A 15,599-nucleotide genomic window follows, 5' to 3' on the forward strand; every position below is an offset into this window, starting at 1 on the left:
GCTGAGGATAACTGATGATGCTAAAGTGAGATCTGCATTAAAGTCCTTAAAATGGTCATTTGATGCATCTGGGGCTTTAGTGGTTAAAACTCCTTTTCCTGTAAAAATAGGAGCCTATCCGATAAAAAACGATTCTTATCTGGTTTATAAGAAAATGACTTGGGCAAAGGGTATTATCCATCATGATGATGTACTTTATTTATCTTTCGAGCTCATTAGGCTCTTTCCCTTCATCTTGGAAGTCTTGAGGGCAAAGTTTCCTTACTTTTGTATTGATGAGTTTCAGGATATCAGTCCAATCCAGCTCAGCCTCCTTAGGGAAATTATCCAAAAAGAAACTAAGGTTTGTATCGTAGGTGACAATGCTCAATCAATCTATTCTTTTATGGGCGCAGTTCCAGACCAGTTTGTTAGTTTTTCAGCCCTGGGTATGAAGTCTTTTAAGATAGATGATAACTGGAGAAGCACTGAAAAAATTGTGGATTTATTGAATCTGGTTCGAAGGGATCTTGTGCAGAAAGGAATGCGTGGTGATATGGGAAATCCACCCGTTATCGTAGTGGGTGATAAGTTATCCGCCTTGTCTTTGGTGACCTCCCAGACCATGAGCCGCAACTTATGTACGCTTACAAGAGATAATCTTCTTGCCAATGCCGTTCGCAAAGGACTTTCCATTAATGTGGGGGAGGATCTGATCGATAAATTAAGTGAAATAGATTCTAATTCGGAACGCAGAAGAGCGATTGTAAGATGCGCAAAGGCTATAGAATATGCACAGCAGGGATTTTTTAAAGATGCTTTAAAGGAAACGGCAAAAATGCATGGTATTGAAGAGAAGAGCATCGGATAAAATATGTTGCAATGAGTCGGGCAATGAATCATTTGTATATAAATCTGCCCGAATTGAGTTCAGTAGCAAAAGCCAGACTAGAAACAATTGGCTTCGTTGTAGTGTAGGAAACATCATGTATTTCATATGGTGCGTTTGTTGTGTACAAAAGATGTAAACTAATTCTATTATTATGATTCAAAAAAGACATATAAATTCAGACGAGTTAATATTGTATTTACTTGGCAATCCATTTGGTGGCCACTTTGCACTGAAATAACTTCAAATTTATTAACTGTGGAGAGAAAGATAACTTGGTAAAACAGTAGATTTATTTTTGAATTGAAATATAACGTAGCTAATAAATTTTGTTAAGCAGAAATCTACTTTGTTTTAAAGATAATGCTGGGTTAAAATCCAGAAATAGCATTAAACATATCATTTCATTAACCCAATAATTCCTTTATGATATACTTTGACGAAGCGGGCAACTCAGGAAGTAATTTGTTAGACCGAGACCAACCCTCTTATGTGTTGCTATCACACAATTATGACCACGAAGAAACGGAAATTCTTCTTCGTCCATTATTGGAGAGAAGCAACGCGAGTGAACTCCATTTTAAAAACCTTAAAAAATACAATAAATTCAAAAATGCAATAATTGCCTGTATAAACGACGATCTGATTACGAACGAAAGGGTATATTTTTACTATGCTCACAAGAAATTTATGGTATGTATACAGATAGTAGATCAGTTAATTGAGCCAGTAATGCATAATTCTGGTATTAATATTTATTCGACGGGTTATAACATTGCAACGGCAAATCTGATGTATATGTTAAGTACTACAGTATGGGATAAATTGATGTTTGAAGATATGTGTACTTCATTTGTAAAATGGAATAGATCGGGCGATATTGAAGATTGTGCGGTATTTTATAAATCTGTATCACGGCTGTATTCTGTTACCTCATGTGACTATCGGGAAATTTTTGAAATGATACTTGCAAGTCAAAAATATTTATTGTCGATTAGAAGTGCCTTTAATAAGTATTCTCTTGATGCAACCCTTGGCTGTTTTAATGCTCATTGCAATTTTTGGGCAAAGATATATGGAAGACCTTTTGATATTATCTTTGATAATTCAAAGCAAATCGAATATTGGAAGGAAATGATTTTATTTTTGACAGAATCTCTACCTTCAGCAGAAGTGGGATACGGTTCGCGTAAACATAAGTATCCGTTATTGATTAATAGTCTCAGACAAGAAAGTAGCGAAAGTTTAAAACAGATTCAGTTAGCTGATATATTTGCTTCATCAATAAACTATTTGGCTATCCAGACTATCAACGATACCAGCGACGATTTTTCCAATGAGATCTTGAAAAGTAAGCTTTTCCTTCATACTAGTGGAAACAGTATGTGGCCTTCGAGAGAAATGACGCCTGAAGAATTGGGGATGACTGATCTGGAGGGAATTAATCCATTGGATTTTCTCGCTGAGGCAGCAATCAGAAATCCTACTAAATTCAATAAAGCGTATGGGAAAAAATAAATTTTTATCAGATTACTTTTAAAAAGGCAGGTATTATGCTTTTGAGCATTTCAGTAAAAGCAGCCCTTCCTACTTTTGACGATAACTCCAGCTTTTTCTACTGTTCGTCTTGGGTCTATTTTTCATTCAGAAAACAGGTTGTTAATAAGTGGGCCATTCAATAGCTCAAGACGAGTAACAAAATTTAATGCGCACCTTTTGGAGGTTTAATGAGCGTGTTGTAGTCCCTAAAAGTCCGATATTTATCAAGGTATTTGAATGTTTGAGGTGGTGTAAATTGTGGATGGATGCTTTTGATGGCACTAAGCAATATCTCAGTATCCAGACGGATCACATCAACGATTTCAATTCCTATTGCAAACTCACTGCTTTTATAGTAATCATCGAATTCAGTTTTGGAAATTCCGAGGGTATCTTTATGATCAGCCCACATTTTCTTTGGTGATGTTTTTAGGATTTTTTTTACGGTGGCAATGGCAGTTACTGCTTTCCTTGGCTGAGTTGTATAAATTATAACCGTATCTCCTGCCTTCACCTTGGGTATTGACTTTCGCAGTTCAATCGTCTTATGACCAGAAAGAATTTCTGTAACATATTTTTCTTTAATTGAAATCAAAAGTAGTTTATCCATGATTATAATCAATTCCTTTTCCCAAGGAGTAAATTTCCATAAAAGTACTGTTTTTTATCCTTAACGGCGATTGGAAGTTGTTGTCAGACTCGTTTGCCTGGAAAAGTATTTGTTTTAGCTGCGTTAGGCCGATTGGTTTATCAAAAGCTTCCGAATCAGAAAAACGCAGAATCTTAATGGGCTTATCTGCGTCGTTTTTGGCCAATGGCAAAATATGCTTCTCCCAGGAGTAAATGCCATATCGTTCATGCTTTTTAAAAAGCTGTTTAGCTGGCCCAACAATTACCTCGTCAAGATAAGATGAACAAACTACAGCTTTTTGCCGGTTAGAAAATTTGCTGGCACTAGAATACCATAGTATCCTTGCCGGAAATTTCTCGACATCGGGAGTAATGTTCCTGTAATAAACATTTTCCTTACTCCAGATAAGTTTTGGTTCTACTCCCCAAAGTTCACCTTTTGCAGCTTTTGTATCAAAAAGTTCCCGGGCAAAATGGGGTTTAATAGGCACTATAAAACAAGGAATATCAGCCTCTTTAATTTTTAGTGGCCATAATAATTTCTCTAGTGAAAACATGTTAAGATAGTAATCAAGTGCATTTGCAGATCCTATCTTTTTTATTAATTCACTAAGTGGCGGGATTGTATTGCTAATATCAGATAGCTCACTCCCGATTTTGTCTAGTGAATATATACCCTGGCCCATGGCCCTGATCCATTTTGAATCAACTTCAAAAAAACTAAAATTAAGTAGGATCTGTTTTTCATTTGGGGTCAAATGTTCATCTGTTATAGCCAGAAACCGTTTATTTTTAGCTAGGGTTAATTTTAACAGGTCAGTTATGTTCTGCATGAAAATAGTTTGCCGAAGCCTGTACTGTTTGGTTCTCAATAGCGATACCTCCAAAAATTTACCTCCATCAGTATAAGCGAAGAAAGCTACGTTTTCGTTTTTTTCTTTTATCACGGTAACGCCGCCATTTTGGTTTGCAAGTGCGTTAGTTACTCGCTGATTAAAAATGGTTTTCTTTTCGCCGGTTTGGTTACTTAAAAATACATTTTCAAGAGATTCCCTTTCAGAAGGAACAAGTTTTCCTATAGTGAAATTATTGCCCGAAAGCTTGTCTGGGTAATAATCAATAGAATTTAAGGTTAAGTCAATTTCTGATACAAAATCTATTGGGCGGACAATGCTGATGCCAAATTGCTCAAGTACATCTTTGCGATGCATCAGTATACCTTCATCTAAGGTAACAAAATATGGAAAGCCAGATAGGATAGCCTCTGTAATCTGTCTCCTATCAGATTGGTCATTGTCTGTTTTGCCCTTGTATATTTTTAACAGCTCGCCTTCAAATTCAGGCATTATGCTTTTATCTATATTAAGCTCCTGGAAGTGTTTTAAAAAAGCTTTACTACGATTACGCCGCTCTGTATTTTGGTCACGGAAGATTTCGTTTGTTGTCTCGCTGGTTCTAAAGTATTCTACTTCCGAGGCCAGCCAGTCACTTTGGAGGGCCAGTATTTCTTGCTTGGTGCGCTCGTCAAGGTCCGGTTCCATCATTTTTGCTATGATGTTGAAGTCTAAAACAGCATTAACCTTGTCGGTGGTGATGGCCGAAAATAGATCTAAAGTGCCGAAACTATACCACCATGTGATTAAATGGACGCTTTGGTCACTTCCCCTGCTAGGTAGCTGCCCCTTAGGGGTAAAGCCGTAACGTGTCCAGAATGCAATTGCATTTTTATAATCTGTCCGGCAGTTAAGGCGTATCCCCCTGGACTGATTCCGAAAATTTTCAACAAGTTTATTGATGAGAAGATCTGATATTCCCTTGCCCCGGTGTTTTCTGTCAATGCATAAATGAACAATACTTAGGCATTGGGTTTTCTGGGTAAATCTGAACTGTAAATAACCTTCGACCTTATCCTGAGATATAGATACTAATATCCACCTTTTTTTTATGGCCTGAACAAAAGCTCCTCTTGACATAAACCCAAGTGTTGCTCTGTCAAAACCCCATAATTTGTCGATCTCATCTAGGTGGTCGATCGTTGCAATTTTAATTTCTGAAAGCATAATTTAGATTGGCAATTGGCTAATTTAAGAAAAAATGGGGGGATGCAACTTCTGTATGCATTGATCTTTGAATTAATACTTATTTATCGCCTCCAGCTTCACAATACATCTGTTCCTCAGCAAAAAGTGAAGATAAATTTAGGGTAGCTATACGAATCTTTCCAATCGAAACGGATAAAAAGGCCGTGAATTTCGGGCGCTCCTTTCTCTGCGAGCGCATAATGTCCTGGCTGCGCCAGAACACCCTCCGGGACTTATAGCTCTCCGTTCTCTATGCACCCGTTTTTCCGGACTTTCTTTTTTTCCGTTTTTTCTTTTGAAAAGATTTTTTGGGAAAAGGGAAAGGAAATAAAACTTTAAAACTTAAAATTTTTTGATCATGGAAATTACAGGAAGATTGACCGCAGATGCAATGGTAAAAGCCATTAGTGGAGAACGGAAAGTGGTAAACTTTTCGATTGCAATCAATGACAGCTACAGAAGTGGTGGCGAACAGAAAAAAATCACCACGTTTTTTGACTGTTCATACTGGTTAAATACAGGCATCGCCGAATACATGAAAAAAGGGGGATGGGTTCAGCTTTACGGCAGGGTGGGTGCCAATGCTTACATCAATGGTAACGGTGAGGCAAAAGCATCGCTGACCTTTCATACGACAGAGGTGTAACTCTTAAGTGCTATGGGAAGTATTTCGAATGGCCGCGGAAGTGTAGGCGGCTCAGAAAGTGGTGCAAAGACGGGAGCGCCAAAAAGCAGGGGTGAACACGATAGCGAGGTAGATACGGAAAAAACACAGGTCGGCAATGTAGGAACATTTGATGGCATTGACGGAGACATTCCCTTTTAAAAGGGTTGCTTTTTAATCCATAGTTATCGCTCTTATTTTAATTAAAACCTTAATCTAATTTTTTTATCATGGCACATAACCTTAATTATAACAGCAGAACAGATAAACACAGTTTTTTTTCGGTAAAGGAAAAAGCATGGCACGGGTTGGGTACAATAGTGGAATCTTATCCCACTTCAGCAGAGGCACTAAAATTTGCAGGTTTGGACTATAACGTAGAGAAACGTCCGCTATTTACTGTTGATTCCCGCAACCTCGTTACTTTTCAGAGCAAAGATGCAGGGGGGCTGAATGATGCCTTTATGCCCGATATATTAGTGCCGAACTTTTATTCAACCGTTAGGACGGATTCAGAGGAAGTGCTAGGAGTGGTGGGCAAAGATTATAAAGTAGTGCAAAACACCCAAGCGTTTGCTTTTTTTGATAGTATCGTAGGAGGTGGTGAAGGAATACTTTATGAAACCGCAGGAGCTTTGGGCAAAGGCGAACGCATTTTTATTACTGCTAAACTGCCCTCTTATATCAAGGTGGGAAAGGATGATCTCATCGAACAATACTTGTTTCTCACCACCTCGCACGATGGTTTCGGAAGCATTACCGCGGCTTTTACGCCTGTGCGCATCGTCTGTAACAATACGCTTAATGCTGCATTGAAAAATTCTTCTAATGTTGTTCGTATCCGTCATTCTTCGGGGGCAAATGACAGGCTTAAACAGGCGCATACCCTGATGGGTATTTCGGGCAGGATCGGGGACGAAATGGAATCCATCTTTAACCACTGGGCAAAGGTGCGCATTACTGATGCCGACCTTAAAAAACTGGTGCAGACGGCAATGGCACCGAACAGGGAGGTTCTGGACAAACTCCAAAAAGGGCTGATCGATGAGGCTTCGAGCGTCTATAAAAATATCGTAGACGAAGTCTATGGCTATGCCATGAGTGCACCCTCACAGCAGACCGATACCGCAAGAGGTACATTGTTCGGTGCTTATAATGCGGTGACAGGCTACTATCAGAATGCCCGAAAGTTCAAGGACGGAGAAGCCAAGTTTAAATCCATTATCGAGGGAACTGCCAAGCAGAGGGGACAGTCAGCGTTTGACCTTTGCCTAGACCTTGGTAAAAACGGAAATGTTGCCTTTCAGTTAAATTAATAACCAAACGGGGGCGGTTTTACCGCTCCCACTAAAACTTAAGACCATGAGCAGATTAACAGAAAATACAGACTATAGGGCGTTACTGGAAATTGCGCAGACTTTGCCGCATTTTGAAAAGTTGTCAGATATGGGCGTTTCAGCAGGGGATGCCGTTCGCATCCGCCATGCGGAGAACATCATTAAAGATGTGATCGGTAATAATGGGTATCAGATTTTGTATAGAAGCAAAAGTGCAGCACTTAAAAAAATAAAGGAGGTAAAACAATGAGAACAAATTTTTTTCAAGCCATACAGCGCCTTAACGGTACGGGCGCATGGGTATTTAATATATCATTTACAGCAGAAAACGAAATGGTGGTTTCGGTTATGTTAAAGGATAAGGCGATAAGTGACGGGAAATATCCGATCCCGCCAATGGTCTACAGGGGAACTCCGCAAGAAATCGATGAGGGCATTTTTGATGCGCTTGTTCAGCCTGTTAAAGAAACCAACAACTTATTTGCCAACATTTCAGCATACAATAAAGGGCTTGCGGATGCTAAGGCAAAGATTACCGTAAAGGCCAAAAGCGATAAAAACATAGCAGAAAAAACAGTGGAAAATACCAAGGGTGCTGGTCAGACAGAAGAGCCTATGTCGCAAAGGCCAAAATTCGAGGATGTTTTGGCCGAGATCAATAAACTGAATGCAGAATGTAAGTATGCCGAAGCACTTGCCTTGCTTCCTGCGGCAGAAAGCTATCCCGAGAAAAAAACGGAAATCGAGAAGCTGAAAAAAGAACTGGAATGGAAAAGCAAACAGTTGTCCTTATTGTAAAACCTAAAATTTAAATGTTATGTTGAGCGCAAGCCTATTACCAAGGGTGTTCGTCCTTAAAGAAAGGGAACAGGACATCCGCTTATCTGACCCATCGGGGACTTTCAGTCCCGAACAGGTCATGGATTTCTATTCGGGAACATACCCGATTTTGACTACAGCCAAAATCGAAGGCCCCGAAATCACAGGGGATGAAATAGAGTACAGGTTTATAACCACACTCGGAACTAAGGGATAAACATGAAAAGGAGGACAAGATGCATCAGAACCAAACCCTACACCAAGGAGTATTATCTGCACCAACAGCTCGCACGTTTCGTGCAGAACCTAGACCATACGCCCGATCTTTCCGAGATCAGAAGCGGTCAGCGAAAACCTGCACCACTGAGCCTTGTGGAAATGGTTTTTTGAATTTCGCTTTTACACCTATGGTGAAAGATATTCCAGAGGAACTCCGTAACAGAAAAAAAACGGAAAAAGATTTTTTTGCCTCCGTCCAAAACCTGTGCGAACTCTACGGGATTTGTTTGGATAGATGTGATTCAGTACCATATCCGCAGAATATAGCCATCACATTTAACGTGCTGAATGAAAAATTAGGGGCAATTGATCAGGAAATTGCCCTTAACTTGATGTCTTGGAAAGATAAAACGGCCTGTTTGGTCACCGTAAAAAGATACGATACAGGTTTGACCCTTTTCTATCTGCCCGTTAAACCGCTCTTTAAGCTTTTACAGGAAAGACAGAGGAAGCCCACCGCAGAACTTTTGCTCTCGGTCTGTTCCTACCTCTACCTGACAGCAGGGATTTCCTATCACACAGAGGACAGCAGTTATTTAAGCTATATCTACAGTATGGTGGAAGAATGGAATCTTGAACCCGAATGCTTTGAGCAGGAGGGAGAGCAGGAAATTTTTCTTCGTGAGATCAGCTACATCAGGAAATCGGGGGAAGAGCTACTAGGTAAAATCAGTGATCCCCGACACCTAAAAGCCTTAAAGAAAAGGTGCGACAGATTTCAACCTATGGGCGAGACAGAAAAAAAGTTGAAAGATATCGCCGAACGGGTTTGCGGGTTAATGCTTGATTATCCCGACCGCTCGATTATGGACAGTATATATAGCGGTGCATTTGCGCCAGATTCTGATGGAGATGGGCTGATCACTGCCGATCAGTACATTTCTTTTTTCTGGAGCAGTTCGGACTGCCTTTACGATCAGCTGATGGATTCGGTAAATGCGGAACTAAATGAGATCGGTTCGATAGATGAGCCTGTGAGTGTTCAGTTTTTTGATACCCCACAACCCGCCATTTCCCATGATCTCTCTTTTGAAAGGTGCTTTTTTGATCTCCTTCATGATATATCGGATAACCTAAACAGTTTTGAATATGAAAAACATCACACAACTACTGAACAAGATTTATCAGCCGCATAAAGCTTTGTTATTTTACCGTTCAGAAAGCGACAATGATCATTATGTAGAAAGCTATGACATGGACAGTCTAGGCAGGCCAATAAATGCCCATCCACTCTCGGTAAAGGAAAGCGAAAGGCTTGCCGAGGCTTTGAAAAATTCTACTGAAAAATGCTCATGGTATCTACAGCCCGAGGGATTGATCCCCGAAAACGTACTCTATTATAACGGGAAAGTTGATGGCTGTGCGGTATGGTTTACCAAAGAGTGCAGAAAATATCTCCATTTTAGAAAAGAACTCGGTATTTCAGATGGAGAAGCTTCCCTGCCGCCATTGTTGTGGAAAGCGACAAGATCGCAGGTATGGATCTGGGCATTGGAAAAAGATATACGACCCGATATTTCGGCAAAGCTATACTTTGCCCCGTTCTTTAACGGTTATACCGATGGCAGGGTATGTATGGGGAACGTAGATATCAATATTCCACAAGGGTGCAGACTGGAACAGTTTATAGCAGACTGGGAACGTTATTATTTTGCCTCTGCTTTCAGCCACCTTTTGAATGATACCTCGCCCGTCAAGACCAACATTGTCCAGCTTTGGAAGAAACTGATCGGAACAAATAAGATGTTCCCTAAAAGCCTCCTAAAAAAATCCAATCAAAAACTTAGTGATATTTTAATATGAAAAGCGAAAAAAAACGGGTACACATCGTACATCCCTATCTTTTGAATCCCACAAATCCCATCTCGGTAAACCTTATTGGCGCAGGGGGGACAGGCAGTCAGATGATTACCGCCCTTGCGCGGATTAACCAAGCGCTTAACGCCCTCGGCCATGCGGGACTACATGTTCGGGTGTTTGATGACGATAAGGTGCAACCTGCAAACCTAGCGAGGCAGTTGTTCACAGAGAACGAGATCGGGCTTAATAAAGGAATGGCACTGATCAACCGAATCAACCGTTTTTTTGGAACCAACTGGAAAGCCATTCCGGAACGTTTCACCAAGGGAAAGAATACGACTGCAAATATCACCGTTTGCTGTGTTGATACCATTGGGGCAAGGATAGAGATTGAGGAAATCTTGCATGCCAGACCAAAAAATACACAAAGGGATGAAAATATTTATCTGCTCGATTTCGGTAACAGCAGAGAGTCAGGGCAAATGGTACTTTCAACTATTGGAGCGATCAAACAGCCCCAGTCGGATAGGTTTGCAACTATTGGAGTTCTGCCCTCTTTAGTGGCTGATTATCGGGAGATGTTGGCGAAAGGGGGAGAACTGGATGACGAACCAAGCTGTTCGCTTGCCGAAGCATTGAACAAACAGGATCTTTTTATCAATTGGGTTCTGGCCAATATGGGGTCATCATTTCTGTGGCAGATGTTGCGGGTTGGCATCATAGAAAACCGTGGTTTTTTTCTGAACCTTGGCAGTTTCTGTTCAAAGCAGATACTGATATAAGCTTTTCAAAATCGTCCGGCGGCGGGCTTCGCCCGCCCAATTTTCGGCAGCGGTTTTCCCTGGCACCATCGCCCTTTCAAAAAACCGACTGCCGCTTTTAAGATGCACCTAAGTTGTTATGTAGTCTATTAATGAGTTGGACTTACCAAGACTTTATAGTATTTGGCTGTTTTTATTGAGTCACCTACTGATTCAATCATTGTCGTAGATGTCATATTCACTACTGGAAAGTACCTCGAACTTTTTGTGAAATTCGCCCCGATGATAAAACATGTAGGTAACCGGGCTGGTCTTTAAACCTGTTCCCGCTATATGCCAGTCTGATTCACATATTATCTCCATCAATTGGTCTTCCGTAAAATTGTATATATCTTCATTTTGCACGTAAATCAGTATACAGTTGTTTTTTCCTGCGGTTACCAGCCATCCGCGCTGACTGAAATATTCGGCCAGGAGTAACGCTCTCGCCTTAACATAACCGCTTGACTCATTTATTTCCATGTAAACAAAATAAATAAAAAACCTGAAACTTAAAAATCTTGCTTCAGCCAGGGTAAGGTGAAGGGGGAGCAGCTGAGATCTGAATCATTTTTACTTTATAGTTGGAGGGTGGGCTAAGCCTGATTATTTGAAACGCAAGCTTGGTACTTTCCTTTAAAACATAACCCGCATTTTATAAGGCAAAAAAGGGATAATCAAATTAATGATTATCCCGATCTAAATTAACGCTCTCAACTGAAAGTTGATGTAAGGCTCTCACCCCTTACAAAACAATTATACGCAAAAAAGGCTTAAACGGTTTTAAAGCAAGAAACAATTTTTTCGTATCGAGCCCTTTGCAAGTCAGAGCTGATTTAATCCAATAGGCATTCTTTAAAGTTTATAGGTAAAACTTATCTTCCTTTTTGTATATTGATACGCATTATTTTTGTCCTGCATAGACAGCTCGTCGATATAACGGTTTGCCAGAACTTTGTAGTTATCAAATAACGCTTTCCTGGATGTCATCTGAACCTTGCTGAACATCCAGGATTCATCGTTTGTAAAACGGTAGCATAGTTCGCTATAAATCTGTGCCCTAAGCTGCCGTGCCCTAAAATCCTGCATTCCTGTTTTGATTGCTTTTTCTATCTGAGTTTTTGCCTTGGTCAGGTTTTCTAAGGTACCTTTAGTGTGTTGATAGGGCTCTGCCAACATCTGGTTATGAGTATAATATATAAGCGCGCGATAGAAAAGACTGGTGGTATCACTAGGGTTCTTGATGAGGGTTTTATCTAGGCTATCTGCCACCTTTGCATATTTCCCCTTGGGCGGTACATTCAGCAGGTTATCCTCAACGGTAAGAAGTAGACCGTTTACAGCTTTTGTCTGCGGAAGCTGCCCCCAAGATGATAAGAAGCTAAATAAGCCAACTATAAAGATAATTTTTATGGTTATTATTTTCATATGATGATAGATTTTAATACAGTTATATCAGGGTAAAATGGTTCGTTTTGTTGATGGGACATCAATCTGTCCTCACTTTGATCTCAAGTTCAAAATATCCGTCCTTAATCCCATGTTCCATCGTTGCAGCCTTTCCATATGCGATCTCCAGTCTTTGGCGTATGTTTTCCAACCCCTTGTGCATGCTGTTCGCCCTGCTTTTTCTATCGGGTAGGTTGCATGACTGTATGGTTAGGAAYTCTCCGCGCTGGTTAATTGCTAACCTAGCGGGATGCTGCGGATCAAGAACGACTCCGTGCTTAAATATGTTCTCGGCAAGGGTTACCAGGACAAGGGGAATAAACTTTATATTGTCGATGTTATCTCCAATTTCAAAAGTAAGGCTAAGTTCCTCCTCAAACCGTGTACTCTGAAGCCGGATCAAGCTTTTTACTTGGGCTATCTCTTCTTTCAGGGGGACAGTAGATTCTGTGAATTCACAGTTTATGCTATAACGCATGATGTCGGATAAGCTCATTACTGCTTCAGCTGCTTTTGGCGAATTGGCAAGTATGTCCTGGTAGATAAAACTGAGGGTATTGAAAAGTAAGTGGGGATTGATCTGTGCTTTTAGATAAGAGTTTCTAGCTTGCTCAAGTTTTGCTTCCATTTCCCTTTTGGAAATCTGGATCTGGAAATTGGTTTTTTCTGCCGCCTCCCTGGTCTTCACCTCTTTGAGGTGGACGAGAAACAGATAGTAAAATCCTGCATTTCCCATAAATAGCGCGGCCCGATATAGCACACCAAGAATATATTTATGACCCATCTCGAGTTCTTGAACAGTCTTCCATGATTGGTGCTTCAAAATCCTGGTATCTACAATGTAATTTATAAGTAGATAACATAAAAAGGTGAAGCCCCCAATTATTGGAAGTTTCCATATCCAGTGAAAGTTGGTTCTGAATATTATGGGATAGGCCCAATGTGCACAGAAATAAAAGAGCAAAATATTTATGATGTAATGGATAATGTAGCTTTCGGTATCACCAAACAGACCAGTAGAAAAGCCGACAATAAATATCTCACATAGGATGAAGACTGTCCATCCGATCAGGTGGATCTTTTGCTTTTTGAAAAAATTTAGAATCTTATTCATCACGGCTATAATTGTATTGGTCACCCCTGAATTATCCCCGGTGTAATAACTTTTTTCTGGTGTTTTTAAGCCCCTAGTTTCAGGGAATAAACTATGAAACACCAGCAGAAAAGGCTGAAGAAAAAAACAGTTTTTATCTTCCGCACGGCAGGGGACCGAAATCTCCAGAGTACTGATCCAACTGTGACCAGCCTCACCATTACCGTTACCGGGACACATATCAATGTAGACCGTTAAATTTTAAGATCTGTTATATCCGGCCGGTTAACAAAGTCTTTTCTTCTAAAAACTTCAAAAGGCCACTTTTATAAGTGCCTCCCATCTGTACCTGATAGCCTTGTCCCAGATTTATGGTGTTGCCCACTATCTTCTGGATTTTATCTGCATTGATTACGTGTGAACGGTGTACCCTGTAAAAAAGATCTTTGCAGAAAATTTTTTCAACTTCCTTTAATGTCAGATACACGAGCTCCTTTTTATCGGCAGTAACCATACTGACATAGTTTTTTGCACTTTCAAAGTACAGGATCTCTTGCTTGTCGATCCTGGACAGCTTTCCCTTTTCTCCGGTCTTAAAGAACTTGATATTTTTCCCCTCTTCGTCGGATTTGGAAAGCTCGTTATCTATTATACCCATGACCGTTTGGGTAAATTTGGCGAGGTTAAGTGGTTTGAGCAGATAATGGTTGGCTCTGACTTCAAAGGCTTCAAGCGATCTGTTATAGGCGCTTGTAAAGATAATGGACCTGGCTTTTGGTCTGAGCTCCTTCGCAAGTTCTATGCCTGAAAGATGTGGCATTTCAATGTCGAGGAAGATAATGTCGATGTCGTCTTCAGCGGTGATTCCTGAARGGGCTTCGAGCGGATTGTTGAAGGTTTTGAACAGTTCAAGATTAGACATTGAACCGATGTAGGTTTTGAGTAGCGAAATTGCGTGTTTCTCATCGTCGATGATCACGCATCTTACCTTATTTTTCATAGGCTGCGGATGATTTGATGTGTACTTGATTTATTTCATTTTCTTATTTATGGCTAAAGGTGAATAATAAGGATATTAAGATTTTTTAATTGGTATTTATTAGTTATCAGAAGAATCAACACTCATGGTTTCTCATTGGGATGAAATTCCAACTATTCTAAAAATATGTTCGTGGCAATATTGCCACAATGGATCTTTTTTTGTATCTTTATCGTTGGAGTAGGTATACCTTAATATCAACTCAAAATTTTTTGGTGTTAATTAAAGAGTCTCGACTGCAAATTCTGACAATTGCTATTGGAAGAGACAATAGATTAATGCCCATGACGATATTTTGCGTACTTTCGTACACTCTATAGCGTTATGGGCTCTATTGTATATCGTTCCAAGGTCGTCAGAAACCTGCAGCCCGGTATTTAGAGCCCAGCTATAGTGCTTTTCATTCCAAGAGACTCGTATATAACCAATACGGGTATGAAAAAAAGTAATCCATTTTTCCGAGTGACTGACCAATACTTTAGGTGTGGATTATCTTTCTATGGCCCGGGTATCCTTATTTTTTTATCGTCCCAAATTTCTATCCTATGTTCATGCCCCTTCGATCGGATGTATGCACTGAAACCCAAAAATCCTGAATGATGTTGCTTCTGCCTACAGGTGGCAACGCTTAAATTTCATTATGGATTGGTATTGGTTCTTAAACCATCTGTAGGCATTTCTATTTGATCTAAAATTGCTTTTGGATCTATTTTTCTATTAATCAACTAACTGAACAATTATGAAAAAATCGATAATTTTTATCGCAATGGCTACGCTTTGCCTTTTATTTAAAGGTTATGGACAAGGTCTTCCTACTCAAAATATAAAACCATTGGCAATAGGGGATAAGGTTCCTGAAATTGTATTTGAAAAAATCCTAAATGGTAATAAACAGCCAATTTCACTTTCTTCACTAAAGGGAAAAGCGGTCATCCTTGACTTTTGGGCAACTTGGTGCAGTGCATGTATAAAGGGTTTTCCGCACATGCAGGAGCTTCAACAGAAGTATGGGAAAAACCTTCAGGTGCTTCTGATAGGGGATTCGGTAAAAGATACGGAAGAGAAGTTAACTAAGTTTTTGCTTGACCGCGAAAAAGACGGATCTCCGATAACCCTGCCCGTAGCATACAATGATATGCTAACAAAAATGCTGTTTCCACATAAAATGTTTCCGCACTATGTATGGATTGGCGCTGACAGG

19 protein-coding genes are annotated in these 15,599 nt (G+C 40.1%); 13 read left to right on the forward strand and 6 right to left on the reverse strand.

What is annotated here, in order from left to right; genetic code table 11:
• On the forward strand, positions 1-850 hold an 850-nt coding region (locus tag AC1DND_RS03580; protein WP_477579178.1), incomplete at its 5' end, for a UvrD-helicase domain-containing protein.
• A 444-nt stretch (positions 851-1,294) separates the two neighbouring features.
• The gene (locus AC1DND_RS03585) at positions 1,295-2,386 is read left to right on the forward strand and encodes a DUF3800 domain-containing protein (protein ID WP_477579179.1); all 1,092 of its coding nucleotides are present in this window, start codon (positions 1,295-1,297) and stop codon (positions 2,384-2,386) included.
• A gap of 184 nt (positions 2,387-2,570) precedes the next feature.
• Here AC1DND_RS03585 and AC1DND_RS03590 read toward each other — a convergent pair whose 3' ends face one another.
• Complete coding sequence (locus AC1DND_RS03590) at positions 2,571-3,017, reverse strand: ASCH domain-containing protein (RefSeq protein ID WP_477579181.1); 447 nt, start codon at positions 3,015-3,017, stop codon at positions 2,571-2,573.
• Positions 3,010-5,097 (reverse strand): GNAT family N-acetyltransferase, encoded by a 2,088-nt coding sequence (locus AC1DND_RS03595; RefSeq protein WP_477579183.1) that lies wholly within the window; start codon positions 5,095-5,097, stop codon positions 3,010-3,012. Before AC1DND_RS03595 ends, AC1DND_RS03590 begins: the two co-directional genes overlap by 8 nt.
• A gap of 379 nt (positions 5,098-5,476) precedes the next feature.
• On the opposite strand from AC1DND_RS03595, the gene AC1DND_RS03600 reads away from it, so the two are divergent.
• The 10 genes from AC1DND_RS03600 (at position 5,477) to AC1DND_RS03645 (ending at position 10,799) form a co-directional block, all read left to right on the forward strand.
• Positions 5,477-5,764, forward strand: coding sequence for a single-stranded DNA-binding protein (locus AC1DND_RS03600; protein ID WP_477579184.1), 288 nt, complete (start codon positions 5,477-5,479; stop codon positions 5,762-5,764).
• A gap of 12 nt (positions 5,765-5,776) precedes the next feature.
• Positions 5,777-5,944 (forward strand): hypothetical protein, encoded by a 168-nt coding sequence (locus tag AC1DND_RS03605; protein WP_477579186.1) that lies wholly within the window; start codon positions 5,777-5,779, stop codon positions 5,942-5,944.
• A 68-nt stretch (positions 5,945-6,012) separates the two neighbouring features.
• Positions 6,013-7,098, forward strand: a complete 1,086-nt coding sequence (locus tag AC1DND_RS03610) for a DUF932 domain-containing protein (RefSeq protein ID WP_477579188.1) — start codon at positions 6,013-6,015, stop codon at positions 7,096-7,098.
• A 46-nt stretch (positions 7,099-7,144) separates the two neighbouring features.
• Positions 7,145-7,369, forward strand: a complete 225-nt coding sequence (locus AC1DND_RS03615; protein WP_477579190.1) for a hypothetical protein — start codon at positions 7,145-7,147, stop codon at positions 7,367-7,369.
• Positions 7,366-7,917, forward strand: coding sequence for a PRTRC system protein E (locus AC1DND_RS03620; RefSeq protein WP_477579192.1), 552 nt, complete (start codon positions 7,366-7,368; stop codon positions 7,915-7,917). Before AC1DND_RS03615 ends, AC1DND_RS03620 begins: the two co-directional genes overlap by 4 nt.
• A 19-nt stretch (positions 7,918-7,936) precedes the next feature.
• Complete coding sequence (locus AC1DND_RS03625; protein ID WP_477579193.1) at positions 7,937-8,155, forward strand: PRTRC system protein C; 219 nt, start codon at positions 7,937-7,939, stop codon at positions 8,153-8,155.
• Between the two features lie 2 nt (positions 8,156-8,157).
• The gene (locus tag AC1DND_RS03630) at positions 8,158-8,328 is read left to right on the forward strand and encodes a hypothetical protein (RefSeq protein ID WP_477579194.1); all 171 of its coding nucleotides are present in this window, start codon (positions 8,158-8,160) and stop codon (positions 8,326-8,328) included.
• Between the two features lie 17 nt (positions 8,329-8,345).
• Positions 8,346-9,353 carry a hypothetical protein gene (locus AC1DND_RS03635; RefSeq protein ID WP_477579196.1) on the forward strand — a complete coding sequence of 336 codons (1,008 nt, stop codon included), beginning with the start codon at positions 8,346-8,348 and terminating at the stop codon, positions 9,351-9,353.
• Entirely contained in the window at positions 9,307-10,020 is a 714-nt protein-coding gene (locus AC1DND_RS03640) for a PRTRC system protein B (protein ID WP_477579198.1), read from the forward strand. The genes AC1DND_RS03635 and AC1DND_RS03640 overlap by 47 nt, the downstream gene beginning before the upstream one ends.
• A complete protein-coding gene (locus AC1DND_RS03645) occupies positions 10,017-10,799 on the forward strand; it encodes a PRTRC system ThiF family protein (RefSeq protein WP_477579200.1) in 783 nt (260 codons plus the stop codon). The genes AC1DND_RS03640 and AC1DND_RS03645 overlap by 4 nt, the downstream gene beginning before the upstream one ends.
• A gap of 192 nt (positions 10,800-10,991) precedes the next feature.
• On the opposite strand, the gene AC1DND_RS03650 is transcribed toward AC1DND_RS03645, so the two are convergent.
• The 4 genes from AC1DND_RS03650 to AC1DND_RS03665 all read right to left on the reverse strand — a co-directional run bounded on the left by AC1DND_RS03650 (position 10,992) and on the right by AC1DND_RS03665 (position 14,359).
• On the reverse strand, positions 10,992-11,300 hold the full coding sequence (locus AC1DND_RS03650) for a hypothetical protein (RefSeq protein WP_477579202.1): 309 nt from the start codon (positions 11,298-11,300) through the stop codon (positions 10,992-10,994).
• 372 nt (positions 11,301-11,672) lie between these two features.
• Positions 11,673-12,245, reverse strand: coding sequence for a hypothetical protein (locus AC1DND_RS03655; protein WP_477579203.1), 573 nt, complete (start codon positions 12,243-12,245; stop codon positions 11,673-11,675).
• 61 nt (positions 12,246-12,306) lie between these two features.
• Entirely contained in the window at positions 12,307-13,599 is a 1,293-nt protein-coding gene (locus AC1DND_RS03660) for a sensor histidine kinase (protein WP_477579204.1), read from the reverse strand.
• A 31-nt stretch (positions 13,600-13,630) separates the two neighbouring features.
• Positions 13,631-14,359, reverse strand: a complete 729-nt coding sequence (locus AC1DND_RS03665) for a LytR/AlgR family response regulator transcription factor (protein ID WP_477579206.1) — start codon at positions 14,357-14,359, stop codon at positions 13,631-13,633.
• 778 nt (positions 14,360-15,137) lie between these two features.
• On the opposite strand from AC1DND_RS03665, the gene AC1DND_RS03670 reads away from it, so the two are divergent.
• The coding region (locus tag AC1DND_RS03670) for a TlpA family protein disulfide reductase (protein WP_477579208.1) at positions 15,138-15,599 on the forward strand (462 nt) is incomplete at its 3' end.

The organism is Pedobacter sp. 01N416, assembly GCF_056399685.1.

Coding starts and splice junctions, on each gene's coding strand:
- AC1DND_RS03640 (WP_477579198.1), top strand. CDS start 9,307: ATGAAAAACATCACACAACTACTGAACAAGATTTATCAGCCGCATAAA.
- AC1DND_RS03630 (WP_477579194.1), top strand. CDS start 8,158: ATGAAAAGGAGGACAAGATGCATCAGAACCAAACCCTACACCAAGGAG.
- AC1DND_RS03610 (WP_477579188.1), top strand. CDS start 6,013: ATGGCACATAACCTTAATTATAACAGCAGAACAGATAAACACAGTTTT.
- AC1DND_RS03615 (WP_477579190.1), top strand. CDS start 7,145: ATGAGCAGATTAACAGAAAATACAGACTATAGGGCGTTACTGGAAATT.
- AC1DND_RS03620 (WP_477579192.1), top strand. CDS start 7,366: ATGAGAACAAATTTTTTTCAAGCCATACAGCGCCTTAACGGTACGGGC.
- AC1DND_RS03650 (WP_477579202.1), bottom strand. CDS start 11,300: ATGGAAATAAATGAGTCAAGCGGTTATGTTAAGGCGAGAGCGTTACTC.
- AC1DND_RS03590 (WP_477579181.1), bottom strand. CDS start 3,017: ATGGATAAACTACTTTTGATTTCAATTAAAGAAAAATATGTTACAGAA.
- AC1DND_RS03655 (WP_477579203.1), bottom strand. CDS start 12,245: ATGAAAATAATAACCATAAAAATTATCTTTATAGTTGGCTTATTTAGC.
- AC1DND_RS03595 (WP_477579183.1), bottom strand. CDS start 5,097: ATGCTTTCAGAAATTAAAATTGCAACGATCGACCACCTAGATGAGATC.
- AC1DND_RS03645 (WP_477579200.1), top strand. CDS start 10,017: ATGAAAAGCGAAAAAAAACGGGTACACATCGTACATCCCTATCTTTTG.
- AC1DND_RS03605 (WP_477579186.1), top strand. CDS start 5,777: ATGGGAAGTATTTCGAATGGCCGCGGAAGTGTAGGCGGCTCAGAAAGT.
- AC1DND_RS03585 (WP_477579179.1), top strand. CDS start 1,295: ATGATATACTTTGACGAAGCGGGCAACTCAGGAAGTAATTTGTTAGAC.
- AC1DND_RS03635 (WP_477579196.1), top strand. CDS start 8,346: ATGGTGAAAGATATTCCAGAGGAACTCCGTAACAGAAAAAAAACGGAA.
- AC1DND_RS03600 (WP_477579184.1), top strand. CDS start 5,477: ATGGAAATTACAGGAAGATTGACCGCAGATGCAATGGTAAAAGCCATT.
- AC1DND_RS03625 (WP_477579193.1), top strand. CDS start 7,937: ATGTTGAGCGCAAGCCTATTACCAAGGGTGTTCGTCCTTAAAGAAAGG.